Source organism: Marinobacter sp. MBR-99, from assembly GCF_040547575.1.
Classification (GTDB): Bacteria; Pseudomonadota; Gammaproteobacteria; order Pseudomonadales; family Oleiphilaceae; genus Marinobacter.
The window spans coordinates 1-15,560 of sequence record NZ_JBEPPY010000034.1; the positions used below are offsets into that span (position 1 = coordinate 1).

The 15,560-nt window shown below is 55.6% G+C and carries 13 protein-coding genes and 1 tRNA gene; all 14 read right to left on the minus strand.

Annotation, left to right across the window (positions count from 1 at the left end):
- Nucleotides 1–96: GTP-binding protein (locus ABIE59_RS19385; protein WP_278592777.1), on the minus strand; the 96-nt coding region annotated here is incomplete at its 3' end.
- A 35-nt stretch (nt 97–131) separates the two neighbouring features.
- Nucleotides 132–2,237 carry an elongation factor G gene (gene fusA, locus ABIE59_RS19390; protein WP_354449419.1) on the minus strand — a complete coding sequence of 702 codons (2,106 nt, stop codon included), beginning with the start codon at nt 2,235–2,237 and terminating at the stop codon, nt 132–134.
- 18 nt (nt 2,238–2,255) lie between these two features.
- Nucleotides 2,256–2,726 (minus strand): 30S ribosomal protein S7, encoded by a 471-nt coding sequence (gene rpsG, locus ABIE59_RS19395; RefSeq protein ID WP_011784243.1) that lies wholly within the window; start codon nt 2,724–2,726, stop codon nt 2,256–2,258.
- A 113-nt stretch (nt 2,727–2,839) separates the two neighbouring features.
- Nucleotides 2,840–3,214 (minus strand): 30S ribosomal protein S12, encoded by a 375-nt coding sequence (gene rpsL, locus ABIE59_RS19400; RefSeq protein ID WP_012139854.1) that lies wholly within the window; start codon nt 3,212–3,214, stop codon nt 2,840–2,842.
- A 165-nt stretch (nt 3,215–3,379) separates the two neighbouring features.
- The gene (gene rpoC, locus ABIE59_RS19405) at nt 3,380–7,594 is read right to left on the minus strand and encodes a DNA-directed RNA polymerase subunit beta' (protein WP_058092376.1); all 4,215 of its coding nucleotides are present in this window, start codon (nt 7,592–7,594) and stop codon (nt 3,380–3,382) included.
- A gap of 76 nt (nt 7,595–7,670) precedes the next feature.
- Complete coding sequence (rpoB, locus tag ABIE59_RS19410; protein WP_354449422.1) at nt 7,671–11,747, minus strand: DNA-directed RNA polymerase subunit beta; 4,077 nt, start codon at nt 11,745–11,747, stop codon at nt 7,671–7,673.
- Nucleotides 11,748–11,989: 242 nt separating this feature from the next.
- Nucleotides 11,990–12,364 (minus strand): 50S ribosomal protein L7/L12, encoded by a 375-nt coding sequence (rplL, locus tag ABIE59_RS19415; RefSeq protein ID WP_022989310.1) that lies wholly within the window; start codon nt 12,362–12,364, stop codon nt 11,990–11,992.
- Nucleotides 12,365–12,403: 39 nt separating this feature from the next.
- Nucleotides 12,404–12,934, minus strand: coding sequence for a 50S ribosomal protein L10 (rplJ, locus tag ABIE59_RS19420; protein WP_061333835.1), 531 nt, complete (start codon nt 12,932–12,934; stop codon nt 12,404–12,406).
- Nucleotides 12,935–13,146: 212 nt separating this feature from the next.
- Nucleotides 13,147–13,845 carry a 50S ribosomal protein L1 gene (rplA, locus tag ABIE59_RS19425; RefSeq protein WP_058092379.1) on the minus strand — a complete coding sequence of 233 codons (699 nt, stop codon included), beginning with the start codon at nt 13,843–13,845 and terminating at the stop codon, nt 13,147–13,149.
- 1 nt (nt 13,846) lies between these two features.
- A complete protein-coding gene (gene rplK / locus ABIE59_RS19430) occupies nt 13,847–14,278 on the minus strand; it encodes a 50S ribosomal protein L11 (protein ID WP_058092380.1) in 432 nt (143 codons plus the stop codon).
- 119 nt (nt 14,279–14,397) lie between these two features.
- Entirely contained in the window at nt 14,398–14,931 is a 534-nt protein-coding gene (gene nusG, locus ABIE59_RS19435) for a transcription termination/antitermination protein NusG (protein ID WP_058092381.1), read from the minus strand.
- Nucleotides 14,932–14,943: 12 nt separating this feature from the next.
- Entirely contained in the window at nt 14,944–15,312 is a 369-nt protein-coding gene (gene secE, locus ABIE59_RS19440) for a preprotein translocase subunit SecE (RefSeq protein WP_354449426.1), read from the minus strand.
- Nucleotides 15,313–15,345: 33 nt separating this feature from the next.
- Nucleotides 15,346–15,421: transfer RNA gene (locus ABIE59_RS19445), tRNA-Trp, on the minus strand.
- Between the two features lie 44 nt (nt 15,422–15,465).
- On the minus strand, nt 15,466–15,560 hold a 95-nt coding region (locus ABIE59_RS19450), incomplete at its 5' end, for an EF-Tu C-terminal domain-related protein (RefSeq protein WP_207545791.1).

The window sequence follows — 15,560 nt, forward strand, 5'->3', positions numbered from 1 at the left end:
CAGGGCGGCTGTCAGAGTGGTCTTACCATGGTCAACGTGACCAATGGTGCCCACGTTTACGTGCGGCTTGTTACGCTCAAACTTTGCTTTAGACACGGTTACACCTCTTCCTGTTTCTTAAGTCCTGGGGATCAACCCTTTTTAATGATCGCTTCGGCAATGTTCGAAGGAGCTTCCATATAGCGGGAGAACTCCATCGCATAAGACGCCCGACCCTGTGTTGCAGAACGCAGGTCGGTGGCGTAACCGAACATCTCCGACAACGGAACTTCAGCACGGATGACCTTGCCCGCGGGGCCTTCATCCATACCCTGCACAAGGCCGCGACGACGGTTCAGGTCGCCAACAACGTCACCCATGTAATCTTCCGGGGTAACAACCTCAACCTTCATGATCGGCTCAAGAAGGGCAGGATTCGCTTCGAGGGCGCCTTTCTTCATCGCCATGGAACCAGCGATTTTGAACGCCATCTCGTTGGAGTCGACGTCGTGGTAGGAGCCATCGTACAGCGTCGCCTTGATACCCAGCAGCGGATAGCCGGCCAGACAGCCGTTCTGCATCTGCTCCTCGATACCCTGCTGAACCGCCGGGATGTATTCCTTGGGAACCACACCACCAACAATCTCGTTCACGAAGATGAAGTTTTCAGCATCTTCATCATCCAGAGGCAGCGGCTCCAACTTCACTTTTACGTGACCGTACTGACCGCGACCACCAGACTGACGAACGAACTTACCTTCAACGTCAACCGGCTTACGGATGCATTCACGGTAAGCTACCTGAGGCTTACCAATGTTGGCCTCAACCTTGAACTCGCGACGCATGCGGTCAACGATGATGTCAAGGTGCAGCTCACCCATACCGGAGATGATGGTCTGGCCGGACTCTTCGTCGGTGCGAACACGGAATGACGGATCTTCCTGGGCCAGTTTGCCCAGAGCAACACCCATCTTTTCCTGGTCGGCTTTCGACTTCGGCTCAACCGCAACGGAAATAACCGGCTCCGGGAACTCCATGCGCTCAAGAACAATTTTGTTGTTCTCGTCACACAGGGTGTCACCCGTGGTCACGTTCTTCAGACCGATCGCAGCTGCGATGTCGCCCGCCAGAACTTCTTTGATCTCTTCACGGTCGTTGGCGTGCATCTGAACCATCCGGCCCACACGCTCTTTCTTGCCCTTCACGGAGTTGAATACCGCGTTACCGGACTCAAGCTTACCGGAGTAAACCCGGAAGAACGTCAGCGTACCAACGAACGGGTCGGTCGCGATCTTGAACGCCAGAGCGGCGAACGGAGCATCGTCGTCAACCGGACGGGTTTCCTCGGTACCCTCGTCATCCACCTCACCGCGGATGGCTTTAACCTCATCCGGGGCCGGCAGGAATTCGATGACCGCATCCAGCACCGCCTGCACACCTTTGTTCTTGAACGCAGAACCGCAGGTAGCCAGAACGATTTCGTTGGCGATGGTACGAGTACGCAGACCCTGCTTGATCTCTTCGTAGGTCAGCTCTTCGCCTTCGAGGTACTTCTCCATGAACTCTTCGTTGGCTTCAGCGGCGGCTTCGATCATCTGCTCGCGCGCTTTTTCAGCCTCAGCAAGCAACGATTCAGGAATATCGCGAAGCTCGTAGGTCATACCCTGATCAGCTTCATTCCAGTAGATTGCCTTCATGCGAAGCAGATCCACAATACCCTCGAAATCGTCTTCGGCGCCGATCGGCAGCTGGATGGGCACAGTGATAGCACCCAGACGGTTACGAATCTGCTCAACAACGCGCATGAAGTTGGCGCCTGCACGGTCCATCTTGTTGACGAACACCATGCGGGGAACTTCATACTTGTTGGCTTGGCGCCATACAGTCTCGGACTGAGGCTCAACACCGGAGGAACCACAGAACACAACCACAGCACCATCAAGAACACGCAGGGAACGCTCTACTTCAATGGTGAAGTCAACGTGCCCCGGGGTGTCGATGATGTTGATACGGTGCTCGGGATACTGCTTGTCCATACCCTGCCAGAAGGTTGTAACAGCGGCAGACGTGATGGTAATACCACGCTCCTGCTCCTGCTCCATCCAGTCTGTAGTGGAAGCGCCGTCATGGGTCTCACCCATCTTGTGACTACGACCGGTGTAATAAAGAATACGCTCGGTGGTAGTAGTCTTGCCCGCATCCACGTGCGCACAGATACCAATGTTTCTGTAACGTTTGATAGGAGTCTTGCGTGCCACGATATAAACCTCGGCTTGTTAGAAACGGAAGTGAGAGAATGCCTTGTTGGCTTCTGCCATGCGATGCACGTCTTCGCGCTTCTTCACTGCGGCACCCTTGCTATCGGCCGCATCAAGAATTTCGCCAGCCAGACGCTGCGCCATGCTCTTCTCACCGCGCTTCCGGGAATATTCAACGAGCCAGCGCATCGCCAACGCGTTCTGACGGGAAGGCCGAACTTCTACCGGCACCTGGTAAGTAGCACCACCCACACGACGGGACTTAACCTCAACCATCGGCTGGATGTTCTCCAGGGCCTTCTCGAACATTTCGATCGGCTCTTCTTTAGATTTCTCGGCAACGATATCCAGAGCACCGTAAACAATGCGCTCTGCAACCGACTTCTTACCGCTTTCCATCACATGGTTGATGAACTTGGCAAGACGTGCACTGCCGAATTTAGGATCGGGAATGATTTCCCGCTTTGCTGCAACTCTTCTTCTAGGCATCGATAAGCCCTTATATCTAAAAGGTCTTCAGGAACCCCTGAGATAGCCAAATGCTACTCAGCCTTACTCTTACCGTTCTTACAAGCAACGATAAAAGACACCCGCTCGGGACATCAGGACTTGGGTCGTTTTGCACCGTACTTGGAGCGGCCCTGCTTACGGTTCTGAACACCCTGGGTATCCAAAGTACCGCGAACAGTGTGATAGCGCACACCCGGAAGGTCTTTTACTCGACCGCCACGGATCAGCACAACACTGTGCTCCTGAAGGTTGTGACCTTCACCACCAATGTAAGAGGAAACCTCGAAGCCGTTGGTCAGACGAACACGGCACACTTTACGAAGTGCTGAGTTCGGCTTCTTCGGCGTTGTGGTGTACACACGAGTGCACACACCACGGCGCTGAGGACAAGCCTGGAGAGCAGGAACGTCGCTCTTGGCTACCTTGCGCTTACGAGGCTTACGCACCAACTGATTAATCGTTGCCATGTAAGCAAACTCCAAAAAACCATACCAATGAAACTTACCCCCTGTGCAGGGGGTAAAATTTAAGGGACGCAAGTGTAAGCCTGCGCCCCGACTCAGTCAAGATGACTGTTCTCTTTTTAACCACCCTCGGGATAAGTAACTACCCCGAGAACGGCACGCCGACAATCAACCTTCTCGGTTGAGCTCCGCGCTCAGAGCTTCTTCAACATCTGCCGCGGTCACGCCCTGCTCTTCCAGGTCACGCTTGCGACGACGCTCACTGTGATAAGCCAGACCGGTACCCGCCGGGATCAGTCGACCAACCACAACGTTTTCTTTCAGGCCGCGCAGGAAGTCACGCTTACCGGTCACCGCACCTTCGGTGAGGACCCGGGTGGTTTCCTGGAACGAAGCCGCAGAAATGAACGACTCGGTGGCCAGCGATGCCTTGGTAATACCAAGCAGCAGACGCTCGAATCTGGCCGGCTCTTTGTCCGCCTGATTCGCCTTTTCGTTCTCTTCCAGTACCTGAGTGATTTCCACCTGGTCGCCAGACAGCAGGGTGGTATCGCCCGGATCGGTAATTTCCACCTTGCGCAGCATCTGCCGAACGATAACCTCGATGTGTTTATCGTTGATGACAACGCCCTGCAGGCGGTACACGTCCTGGATTTCGTTAGTGATGTACTTGGCCAGCTCGACCACTCCCAGCAGACGCAAGATGTCGTGCGGGTTGGACGGACCGTCCGAAATCACCTCACCCTTCTCAACCGTTTCACCTTCGAAAACGTTGAGCTGGCGATGCTTCGGAATCAGAACCTCATAGGCATCGTCATCTTTCGGCGTGATGACCAGGCGTTTCTTGCCCTTGGTCTCTTTACCGAAAGACACCACACCACTGATTTCCGCCAGGATGGCAGACTCTTTCGGGCGACGCGCCTCGAACAGGTCGGCAACCCGAGGCAGACCACCGGTGATGTCCCGGGTCTTCGAGCTTTCCTGCGGAATACGGGCAACTACGTCCCCCAGCTCGATCTTCGCGCCATTGGCCATGGTCACCAGCGCGTTAGCCGGCAGGAAGAAGATCGCGGTACCACCGCCTGGCAGTTCTACCTCTTCACCCGCATCGTCAATCAGCTGGATGGCCGGACGAATGTCCTTACCAGCCGCAGGACGCTCTTTCGGGTCAATCACTTCCATGGTGGACAGACCGGTCAGCTCGTCAGCCTGGGTGCGGACAGTAATGCCCTCTTCCATGTTGACAAACTTGGCCGTGCCTTTCGCTTCGGCGATGATCGGGTGCGTGTGCGGATCCCACTTGGCAACTACAACGCCGGCCTCAACCACGTCACCGTTCTTCACAGACAAAACAGCACCGTAAGGCAGCTTGTACCACTCGCGCTCACGCCCCTGCTCGTCGGCAATCGCCAGGGCGGAAGAACGGGACACCACAACCAGGGAGCCATCGGTCTTCTCGATGGACTTCAGGTTGTGCAGGCGTACCGTGCCGCCGTGCTTGACCTGAATGTTATCCACGGCGGAGGCCCGGCTGGCCGCACCACCAATGTGGAAGGTCCGCATGGTCAACTGAGTGCCCGGCTCACCGATGGACTGGGCAGCGATAACGCCGACGGCCTCACCCACGTTAACCCGGTGACCACGGGCAAGATCGCGGCCGTAACACTTGGAGCAGATGCCGTGGCGAGTCTCACAGGTAATCGCAGAGCGAACCCAGATCTCATCCACACCGGCGCGCTCAACCATCTCGACGGTTTTCTCGTCCAGCAATGTGCCGGCCGGAACAACGGCGTTGTCCTTGTCGGTTGGGGTGAATACGTCACGGGCCGTCACACGACCGAGAACACGATCACCCAGCGGCACAACAACGTCGCCACCTTCGATGTGCGGCGTCATCAGCAGACCTTCATCGGTACCGCAGTCTTCCTCGGTCACCACCAGGTCCTGGGACACGTCAACCAGACGACGGGTCAGGTAACCGGAGTTCGCGGTCTTCAGTGCGGTATCCGCCAGACCTTTACGAGCACCGTGGGTGGAGATGAAGTACTGGAGTACGTTCAGACCTTCACGGAAGTTCGCGGTAATCGGCGTTTCGATGATGGAGCCATCCGGCTTGGCCATCAGACCACGCATACCGGACAACTGACGAATCTGGGCCGCGGAACCCCGCGCACCGGAATCGGCCATCATGTACACGGAGTTGAAGGATTCCTGCATCAGGTCTTCGCCGTCTTCGCCCTTCACAGGCTGGCCGTCAGGACCAATAACCTGCTCTTTGGACAGACGCTCCATCATCGCCTTAGACACTTTATCGTTGGCGCGGGACCAGATATCGATCACCTTGTTGTACTTCTCACCCTGGGTCAGCAGACCGGATGCGTACTGGTTCTCGATGTCTTTTACTTCGTCAGACGCGGCATCAACCAGCTCGTACTTCTCCGGTGGAATCTCGAAGTCATTGAAGCCGATAGAGATACCGGAACGGGTTGCATAGTGGTAACCCATGTACATCAGCTGGTCAGCAAAGATGACCGTATCTTTCAGGCCGGCGTCCCGATAACAGGTGTTGATCAGGTTGGAAATCGCCTTCTTCACCATAGGACGGTTGACGATCTCAAACGGCAGGCCGTCAGGAACAATATCAAACAACAAGGCTCGGCCAACGGTGGTATCAACCACACGGTAGGCTTCGGACTTGCTGCCGTCTTCGGCGTAGGCCACTTCTTTAACCCGCACCTTAACCTTGGCCTGCAGGTCAACCTTACCGGCACCATAGGCACGATGGGCTTCTTTGACATCCGCAAAGACCATACCTTCACCCAGGGCAGCGTGGCGCTCACGGGTCATGTAGTACAGACCCAATACCACGTCCTGAGACGGTACGATGATCGGTTCACCGTTCGCCGGAGACAGCACGTTGTTGGTGGACATCATCAGCGCACGGGCTTCGAGCTGGGCTTCCAGGGTCAGCGGTACGTGTACCGCCATCTGGTCACCGTCAAAGTCGGCGTTGTAGGCCGCACACACCAGCGGGTGAAGCTGGATCGCTTTACCTTCGATCAGAACCGGCTCGAACGCCTGGATACCCAGACGGTGCAGGGTGGGCGCACGGTTCAGCAGGATTGGGTGCTCACGAATGACTTCGTCCAGGATATCCCAGACCACGCCTTCCTCGCGCTCGACCATTTTCTTGGCGGCCTTGATGGTGGTCGCCAGGCCACGGTGTTCGAGCTTGGAGAAAATGAACGGCTTGAACAGCTCCAGTGCCATCTTCTTGGGCAGACCGCACTGGTGCAGGCGCAGGTACGGACCCACCACGATGACGGAACGGCCAGAGTAGTCAACTCGCTTACCCAGCAGGTTCTGACGGAAACGACCCTGCTTACCCTTGATCATGTCAGCCAGGGACTTCAGCGGACGCTTGTTGGTGCCAGTAATGGCCCGACCACGACGACCGTTATCCAGCAGGGCATCAACCGCTTCCTGCAGCATACGCTTCTCGTTGCGCACGATGATATCCGGAGCGTTCAGCTCCAGCAGGCGCTTGAGACGGTTGTTCCGGTTAATGACCCGACGGTACAGATCGTTCAGGTCGGAAGTGGCAAAACGGCCACCGTCCAGGGGAACCAACGGGCGCAGATCCGGCGGCAGAACCGGCAGCACGGTCATCACCATGTCGCCCGGCTTGTTACCGGAGTACAGGAACGCCTCAAGAATCTTCAGGCGCTTGCTGAACTTCTTGATCTTGGTCTCGGAGTTGGTCTGGGGGATCTCTTCCCGCAGAGCGTCGACTTCCGCCTGCAGATCGATAGCTTCGAGCAACTCTTTGATGGCCTCGGCACCCATACGGGCGTCAAACTCGTCACCGAATTCTTCGAGGGCCTCATAGTACTGCTCGTCATTCAGCAGCTGGCCCTTCTCCAGGGTGGTCATACCCGGATCGATAACGATGAAGGATTCGAAGTACAGCACCCGCTCGATATCGCGCAGGGTCATGTCCAGCATCAGGCCAATGCGGGACGGCAATGACTTCAGGAACCAGATGTGAGCGACCGGGCTGGCCAGCTCAATATGGCCCATACGCTCCCGGCGCACGCTGGCCAGTGCGACTTCAACACCGCACTTTTCACAGATAACGCCGCGATGCTTCAGACGCTTGTATTTTCCGCACAAGCACTCGTAGTCTTTGATCGGGCCGAAAATCTTGGCACAGAAAAGACCGTCACGCTCCGGCTTGAAGGTACGGTAGTTAATGGTCTCAGGCTTTTTTACTTCGCCAAAAGACCAGGAACGAATCATGTCAGGCGAAGCCAGTCCGATACGGATGGCGTCGAATTCCTTGCTCTGATTCTGGCTCTTGAGAAGATTCAGCAAATCTTTCATCAGTAAAAGCTCCGGATGGCGTTAATCTCGGGCGGGCACACGAGGTGCCCGCTCACGCTGCCAAAAACAATTCGGCTCACTCGGATTCCAGCTCGATGTCGATACCCAACGAGCGGATTTCCTTGACGAGAACGTTGAAGGATTCGGGCATGCCCGGCTCCATACGATGATCACCATCGACAATGTTCTTGTACATCTTGGTCCGACCGTTGACGTCATCAGACTTGACGGTAAGCATTTCCTGCAGGGTATAGGCGGCACCGTATGCCTCCAGAGCCCAGACTTCCATCTCACCGAAACGCTGACCACCGAACTGAGCCTTACCACCCAGCGGCTGCTGGGTTACCAGGCTGTAGGAGCCGGTGGAACGAGCGTGCATCTTGTCATCGATCAAGTGGTTGAGCTTGAGCATGTACATGTAGCCCACAGTCACCGGGCGGTCAAATGCATCACCGGTGCGGCCGTCGTACAGCTTGACCTGACCACTGGTATCCATGTCGGCCAGCTCAAGCATGCGCTTGACCTCGGCCTCCTTGGCACCGTCGAAGACAGGCGTTGCCATCGGCACACCGTCACGCAGGTTACCGCACAGCTCCAGGATTTCCTTGTCGCTCAGGCTGTCGAGATCAACCTTGGTCACTTCGTCTGAGTGGTTGTAGATCTCATCCAGCAGCTTGCGCAGTTCAGCCACTTTACGCTGCTCTTCCAGCATCCGGCTGATCTTTTCACCCAGCCCCTTGGCGGCTGCGCCCAGGTGGGTTTCCAGAACCTGACCAACGTTCATCCGCGAAGGAACACCCAGCGGGTTGAGCACGATATCAACGGTGGTGCCGTTTTCATCGTAAGGCATATCCTCAATCGGCATCACCGCAGAGATAACACCCTTGTTACCGTGACGACCGGCCATCTTGTCACCCGGCTGGATGCGACGCTTGATGGCCAGGTAAACCTTGACGATTTTCAGCACGCCCGGAGCAAGGTCATCGCCCTGCTGCAGCTTGCCTTTCTTGTCGTCGAAGCGGGCTTCATGCTCTTTCTTGCGATCTTCCAGACCCTGCTCGGATTTCTCCAGCAGTTCGTTCAGAGCTTCGTCCTTCATGCGCAGCTTGAACCAGTCCGGACGCGGCAGATCGGCCAGGTAGGCTTCATCAAGCTTGGCGCCCTTCTTCAGACCCGGGCCACTGATCACTTCCTGGCCGTTGAGTGCTGCAGTCAGACGCTCATAGGTAGCGCCTTCGACAATGCGGTACTCGTCTTTCAGATCCTTACGGTACTGATCGAGCTGCTCTTTTTCGATGGACTGAGCACGGGCATCTTTTTCGATACCGTCACGGGTGAATACCTGAACATCGATAACCGTTCCGCGGGTACCGGTCGGAACACGCTGAGAGGTATCTTTAACGTCAGAGGCTTTTTCACCAAAGATCGCACGCAGCAGCTTCTCTTCCGGTGTCAGCTGGGTCTCACCTTTCGGCGTGACCTTGCCCACCAGAATATCGCCCGGGCCCACTTCCGCACCGATGTAGACAATACCGGACTCATCCAGCTTGGACAGCGCGCTTTCACCAACGTTCGGAATATCCGCAGTGATTTCTTCACTACCCAGCTTGGTGTCACGGGCCACACAGGTCAGTTCCTGAATGTGGATCGTTGTCAGCCGGTCTTCCTGAACCACCTTTTCGGAGATCAGGATGGAGTCCTCGAAGTTGTAGCCGTTCCAGGGCATGAACGCGATGCGCATATTCTGGCCCAGCGCCAGCTCACCCAGATCCACTGAGGGACCATCTGCCAGCACATCGCCGCGGGCAATCACATCGCCCTGACGCACGATGGAGCGCTGGTTGATACAGGTATTCTGGTTGGAACGGGTGTACTTGGTGAGGTTGTAGATATCCACACCTGCATCACCGGCTTCGGTTTCTTCGTTGTTTACGCGCACCACGATGCGGGCAGCATCCACGCTTTCAATCACACCGCCACGACGGGCGGTTACGCAGACGCCGGAATCCTGGGCTACGGTGCGTTCTACACCGGTGCCGACCAGCGGAACCTGTGATTTCAACGTCGGAACCGCCTGACGCTGCATGTTCGCACCCATCAGGGCCCGGTTAGCGTCGTCGTGCTCAAGGAACGGGATCAGAGACGCCGCCACCGATACAACCTGGCGCGGAGATACGTCCATGAAGTTAACCGCTTCCGGCGGAGCAACGGTAAATTCGTTCTGATGACGCACGGTAACCAGCTCGTCGGTCAGGCGCTTACCATCGTCGGTAGCAGCACTGGCCTGAGCGATCACGTAGTTGCTCTCTTCAATCGCAGACAGGTACACCAGCTCATCGGTCACCACGCCGTCGACGACTCTCCGGTACGGACTTTCCAGGAAGCCGTAGGAGTTGGCACGGGCATAGGTTGCCAGCGAGTTGATCAGACCGATGTTCGGGCCTTCCGGAGTCTCGATAGGACACACGCGGCCGTAATGGGTCGGGTGAACGTCCCGAACCTCAAAGCCGGCACGCTCACGGGTCAGACCACCCGGGCCCAACGCAGAGATACGACGCTTGTGAGTCACTTCAGACAGCGGGTTGTTCTGGTCCATAAACTGTGACAGCTGGCTGGAACCGAAGAACTCCTTGACTGCGGCAGCAACAGGCTTGGCATTGATCAGATCCTGCGGCATCAGGCCTTCGCTTTCAGCCAGACTCAGACGCTCGCGAACCGCACGCTCAACCCGTACCAGGCCTACCCGGAACTGGTTTTCGGCCATCTCACCAACACAGCGAACCCGACGGTTACCCAGGTTGTCGATATCATCCACCTGGCCCTGGCCGTTACGAATGGCAATCAGGGTTTTCAGCACGTCGATGATATCGTCGTGGGTCAGCGTGCCTTCACCGGTGCTCTCGTCACGGCCAAGGCGACGGTTGAGCTTCATACGGCCAACGCCGGACAGGTCGTAACGCTCCTCGGAGAAGAACAGGTTGTTAAACAGGTTCTCCGCTGATTCCTTGGTGGGCGGCTCGCCCGGGCGCATCATGCGGTAGATTTCAACCAACGCTTCCAGCGGAGTGCGGGTCGGGTCGATACGCAGGGTATCGGACATAAACGGACCACAATCCAGATCGTTGGTGTACAGGGTTTCAATGTCTTTAACACCAGCATCGAGAATCTTGGTGATGATTTCCTCGGTCAGCTCGGTGTTACATTCCACCAGCACTTCGCCAGTGGACTGATCGATCATGTCCTTTGCAAGAACACGGCCGTACAGGTATTCAGTGGGAACTTCCAGCTCGGTAATACCGGCTTTCTCAAGCTGCTTGATATGACGCGCCGTAATACGACGGCCTTCTTCAGCAATGACGTTGCCGTCCTGATCTTTGATATCGAAGGTCGCAATGTCACCCCGCAGCCGGCTGGGCACCAATTCCAGCTTGCACACTTCTTCGCCCAGGGCAAACTTACTGGTTTCGAAGAACATATCGAGCATCTGCTCGGAGGTATACCCCAGACCACGCAGGAGAATCGAAGCAGGCAGCTTGCGACGACGGTCGATACGAACGAATACGGAGTCCTTCGGATCAAACTCGAAGTCCAACCAGGAGCCACGGTAAGGGATCACCCGCGCTGAGTACAGCAGCTTGCCGGAGGAGTGGGTCTTGCCTTTATCATGATCAAAGAAGACGCCAGGCGAACGGTGCAGCTGGGAAACAATAACGCGCTCGGTACCATTAACCACAAAGGTACCGTTCTCAGTCATCAGGGGCATTTCGCCCATGTAGACTTCTTGTTCTTTGATGTCCTTGATCGCCTTGTTGGACGATTCCTTGTCATAAATGATCAAGCGGACTTTCACCCGCAGCGGCGCGGCGTAAGTAACGCCCCTGAGCTGACATTCCTTGACGTCGAACACTGGCTCGCCGATTCGATAGCTCACATACTCGAGCGCGGCGTTGCCAGAGTAACTGACAATCGGGAATACGGATTTGAACGCTGCGTGAAGACCGGTTTCCCGGCGGTCTTCAGGAGCGGCTTCCATTTGCAGGAAGTCCCGGAACGAATCCAGCTGAATAGACAGCAAATAGGGGACGTCCATCACGGAAGGCAATTTACTAAAATCTTTGCGAATCCGCTTTTTCTCAGTGTAGGAGTAAGTCATCTGCATTCCCCAGCTTTAGACCTGATACCTGGTATCAAGAAGCAATCAAATGTTCTGCTTCGGGGCCGAATTGCTCGGCTTATCGCGCCGTCTTGAACAAGACTCTGGCTGTAGGTTATAGATCTGACATTAACCCGCAAAAGCACACCAGACTCTATAGCATATACAACAGAAAAAGGCCGGTGGCACAGAGCCACCAGCCCATCCATGCTTAACGCACGGTGTCGATCAACAGCCGACTATTACTTGAGCTCAACAGAAGCGCCTGCTTCCTCAAGCTTCTTCTTGGCCTCTTCAGCCTCGTCCTTGCTAGCGCCTTCCTTAACAGTAGAAGGAGCGCCGTCAACCATTTCCTTGGCTTCTTTCAGACCCAGACCAGTCAGCTCACGAACGGCCTTGATGACGTTTACTTTCTTCTCGCCAGGACCAGTCAGAACTACGTCGAACTCGGTCTGCTCTTCAGCGGCTTCGCCACCAGCGGCAGCAGCAGGTGCAGCGGCAACAGCAGCGGCAGCAGAAACATTGAACTTCTCTTCCATAGCTTCAACGAGCTCAACAACTTCCATTACGCTCATTTCAGCAATTGCATTCAAAATATCGTCTTTAGACAGAGCCATGACTTTCTCCGAAAATGTAAAAAATGGTGTTCAACAGAATCAAGCAGCGTCTTGCTTCTGGTCGCGGACTGCAGCTACAACACGTGTGATCCTGCCCGGAATATCGTTCAGGGTACGTGCAAGCTTGGTAACTGGTGCCTGTGTAACAATAGCCAGCTTGGTCAACGCTTCGTGCAGCGTCGGCAGCGTGGCCAGGCGATCGATCTGTTCTGCGCCCATCAGCTCACCGCCGACAGCCAGACCCTTGATCTCAAACGCCTCTTTCTCTTTGGCAAAATCCTTAAGCAGGCGCGCAGCGGCGCCCGGATCTTCCATAGAGAAAGCCAGAATGGTCGGGCCAACCAGCGCCGGATCGATGCACTCAAACTCAGTACCTTTGATAGCAATCTTCGCAAGGTTGTTACGAACAACCTTCAGGCGAACATTCTCGGCACGAGCTTTGGCACGAAGGGCAGTCATGTCACCGGAGGTGACACCACGGTAGTCAGCCAAAACCACAGACAGAGCAGCTCCAGCAGTCTCGTTGACTTCAGCGACGATCGCCTTCTTGTCTTCGAGTCTAATTGCCACTGGATTTCTCCTCGATTTCGCCAGCGTTATGCCGGCAAACCCATCATTGTCCTCAACGAGGACGCCTAACGGTGTTTGGGTTCAGAGAGAACGTCTTCACACCGTCTGCGCAGGCGTTGCTTTAACCCTTGCGGCCCTTGTTACCAAGGGCCTCGGGGGCCTGCGGTCTTTGACAGCCTTGGCTTCCGCCCAGACTACAAAGTAACTACCAATCAGAGACTCAGAGTGCCCTGATCAATAGTCAGGCCAGGACCCATCGTGGAAGAGATGGTGATCTTTTTCAGATACACACCCTTGGACGATGCAGGCTTGGCCTTTTTCAGATCTGCAACCAGAGCTTCAAGGTTTTCCTTGATGTTCTGGGCAGAGAATTCAACGTTACCCAGCGGAGCGTGGATAATGCCGTTTTTGTCAGTACGGTAACGAACCTGACCAGCTTTGGCGTTCTTAACCGCTGTCTCAACATCAGCGGTTACGGTGCCAACCTTCGGGTTCGGCATCAGGCCACGGGGGCCGAGGATCTGGCCCAACTGACCAACAACACGCATGGCATCCGGAGTGGCGATAACCACGTCGAAGTCCATGTTGCCTTTCTTGACCTCATCAGCCAGGTCGTCCATGCCTACGATGTCGGCGCCTGCCGCGGTCGCTTTCTCGGCATTGGCACCCTGAGTGAACACAGCCACACGCACGGATTTACCGGTACCGTGAGGCAGAACCGTGCTGCTACGTACCACCTGGTCGGATTTACGTGCATCAACACCCAGGTTAACCGCTACGTCTACAGACTCTTTGAACTTCACGTTCTGGCCCAGTTCGGCCAGCAGCGCAACCGCTTCATCTACAGAGTAGGCGCGGGTGGAGTCTACTTTTTCACGAATCAGCTTTTGACGCTTGCTCAGCTTAGCCATCTTACAGACCCTCCACGTTCAGGCCCATGCTGCGGGCAGTACCAGCGATGGTGCGAACGGCTGCTTCCATATCGGCAGCAGTCATGTCCGGCTCTTTGGTCTTGGCGATTTCTTCCAGCTGAGCACGGGTAACCGTACCCACTTTGTCAGTGTTCGGACGACCAGAACCACTCTTGATGCCCGCGGCCTTCTTCAGCAGGACCGGCGCAGGCGGGGTCTTGGTGATGAAGGTGAAGCTGCGATCGCTATAAACGGTGATAACGGTCGGAATCGGCAGACCAGGCTCCATGCCCTGGGTCTTGGCGTTAAACGCCTTGCAGAATTCCATAATGTTAACACCACGCTGACCCAGCGCAGGACCAACGGGGGGACTCGGGTTGGCCTGACCGGCAGCAACCTGAAGCTTGATATAGGCTTCAATCTTCTTTGCCATGATAGATCTCCTGTGGGTTCGAACGCCTTTCGGCTCCCCGGTTTCTCACAACTGCTTGAAGCAGACACAAAAAGCCCGCGTCGCCGTGGCGCGCGAGCTTTCAATTTTCAAAGCCGCCATCAGTCCTTTTCGACCTGCCCGAACTCCAGCTCAACCGGAGTAGACCGACCAAAGATAAGAACGGCAACTTTCACTCGACTCTTTTCGTAGTCGACTTCTTCTACCACACCATTGAAGTCAGCAAACGGACCTTCAACAACGCGAACAATTTCACCGGGCTCGAACAGCGTCTTGGGCTTGGGCTTGTCTGCACCACTTTCGACTCGACGCAGAATAGCCTCAGCCTCACGCTCAGTAATTGGAGCGGGCTTGTCTTTGGTGCCACCAATAAAGCCCAGCACCCGAGGCGTATTCTTGACAAGATGCCACGAGGCGTCGTCCATTTCCATCTGGACCAGTACGTAGCCGGGATAGAACTTGCGCTCACTCTTGCGCTTCTTCCCGTCCCGCATCTCGACCACTTCTTCAGTCGGAACCAGGATTTCGCCGAACTTGTCTTCCATCTGCTCGAGCGCTACACGCTCTTTAAGAGTGCGCATTACGTGCTTCTCAAAGCCAGAATACGCATGAACGACGTACCAGCGCTTAGCCATTGCCCACTCCCGTTAACCGATAAATCCGGCGACCAGCCAACTGATCAGCGAATCCATGCCCCACAAAATAAGCGCCACTACCAGAACAAACACAACCACAATAATGGTGGTCTGAATCAACTCTGGCCTGGTCGGCCAGACGACCTTCCGGATCTCGACACGCGCTTCTTTTAACAAGGCAGCAAAACGCCTACCCCGCTCAGTCTGCAAGGCGACAAACGCTGCAACCAAGCCAAGCGCCACAAGAGCCAGAACCCGATATAGCACGGACTCGGCATTGAAGTACTGATTACCGACAACACCGACGGCAATCAAAACGAAAACAACCAGCCATTTCACGGTATCGAAACGGCCGGCTGACTGAACGGCTTTTGACTCCATAGGAATCAACTTATGTATCCGGATGTTGAAAAATGGCAGGCCAGGAGGGAATCGAACCCCCAACCTGCGGTTTTGGAGACCGCTGCTCTGCCAATTGAGCTACTGGCCTGCACCGAAACAACTCAGCGCAACAAACAACGAGTAACCCGAAGGTTACTCGATGATCTTGGAGACCACGCCGGCACCAACGGTACGGCCGCCTTCACGAATCGCGAAGCGCAGACCATCTTCCATGGCGATCGGAGCGA

Coding starts and splice junctions, on each gene's coding strand:
- rpsG (WP_011784243.1), bottom strand. CDS start 2,726: ATGCCTAGAAGAAGAGTTGCAGCAAAGCGGGAAATCATTCCCGATCCT.
- rpsL (WP_012139854.1), bottom strand. CDS start 3,214: ATGGCAACGATTAATCAGTTGGTGCGTAAGCCTCGTAAGCGCAAGGTA.
- rpoC (WP_058092376.1), bottom strand. CDS start 7,594: ATGAAAGATTTGCTGAATCTTCTCAAGAGCCAGAATCAGAGCAAGGAA.
- rpoB (WP_354449422.1), bottom strand. CDS start 11,747: ATGACTTACTCCTACACTGAGAAAAAGCGGATTCGCAAAGATTTTAGT.
- rplL (WP_022989310.1), bottom strand. CDS start 12,364: ATGGCTCTGTCTAAAGACGATATTTTGAATGCAATTGCTGAAATGAGC.
- rplA (WP_058092379.1), bottom strand. CDS start 13,845: ATGGCTAAGCTGAGCAAGCGTCAAAAGCTGATTCGTGAAAAAGTAGAC.
- rplK (WP_058092380.1), bottom strand. CDS start 14,278: ATGGCAAAGAAGATTGAAGCCTATATCAAGCTTCAGGTTGCTGCCGGT.
- nusG (WP_058092381.1), bottom strand. CDS start 14,931: ATGGCTAAGCGCTGGTACGTCGTTCATGCGTATTCTGGCTTTGAGAAG.
- secE (WP_354449426.1), bottom strand. CDS start 15,312: ATGGAGTCAAAAGCCGTTCAGTCAGCCGGCCGTTTCGATACCGTGAAA.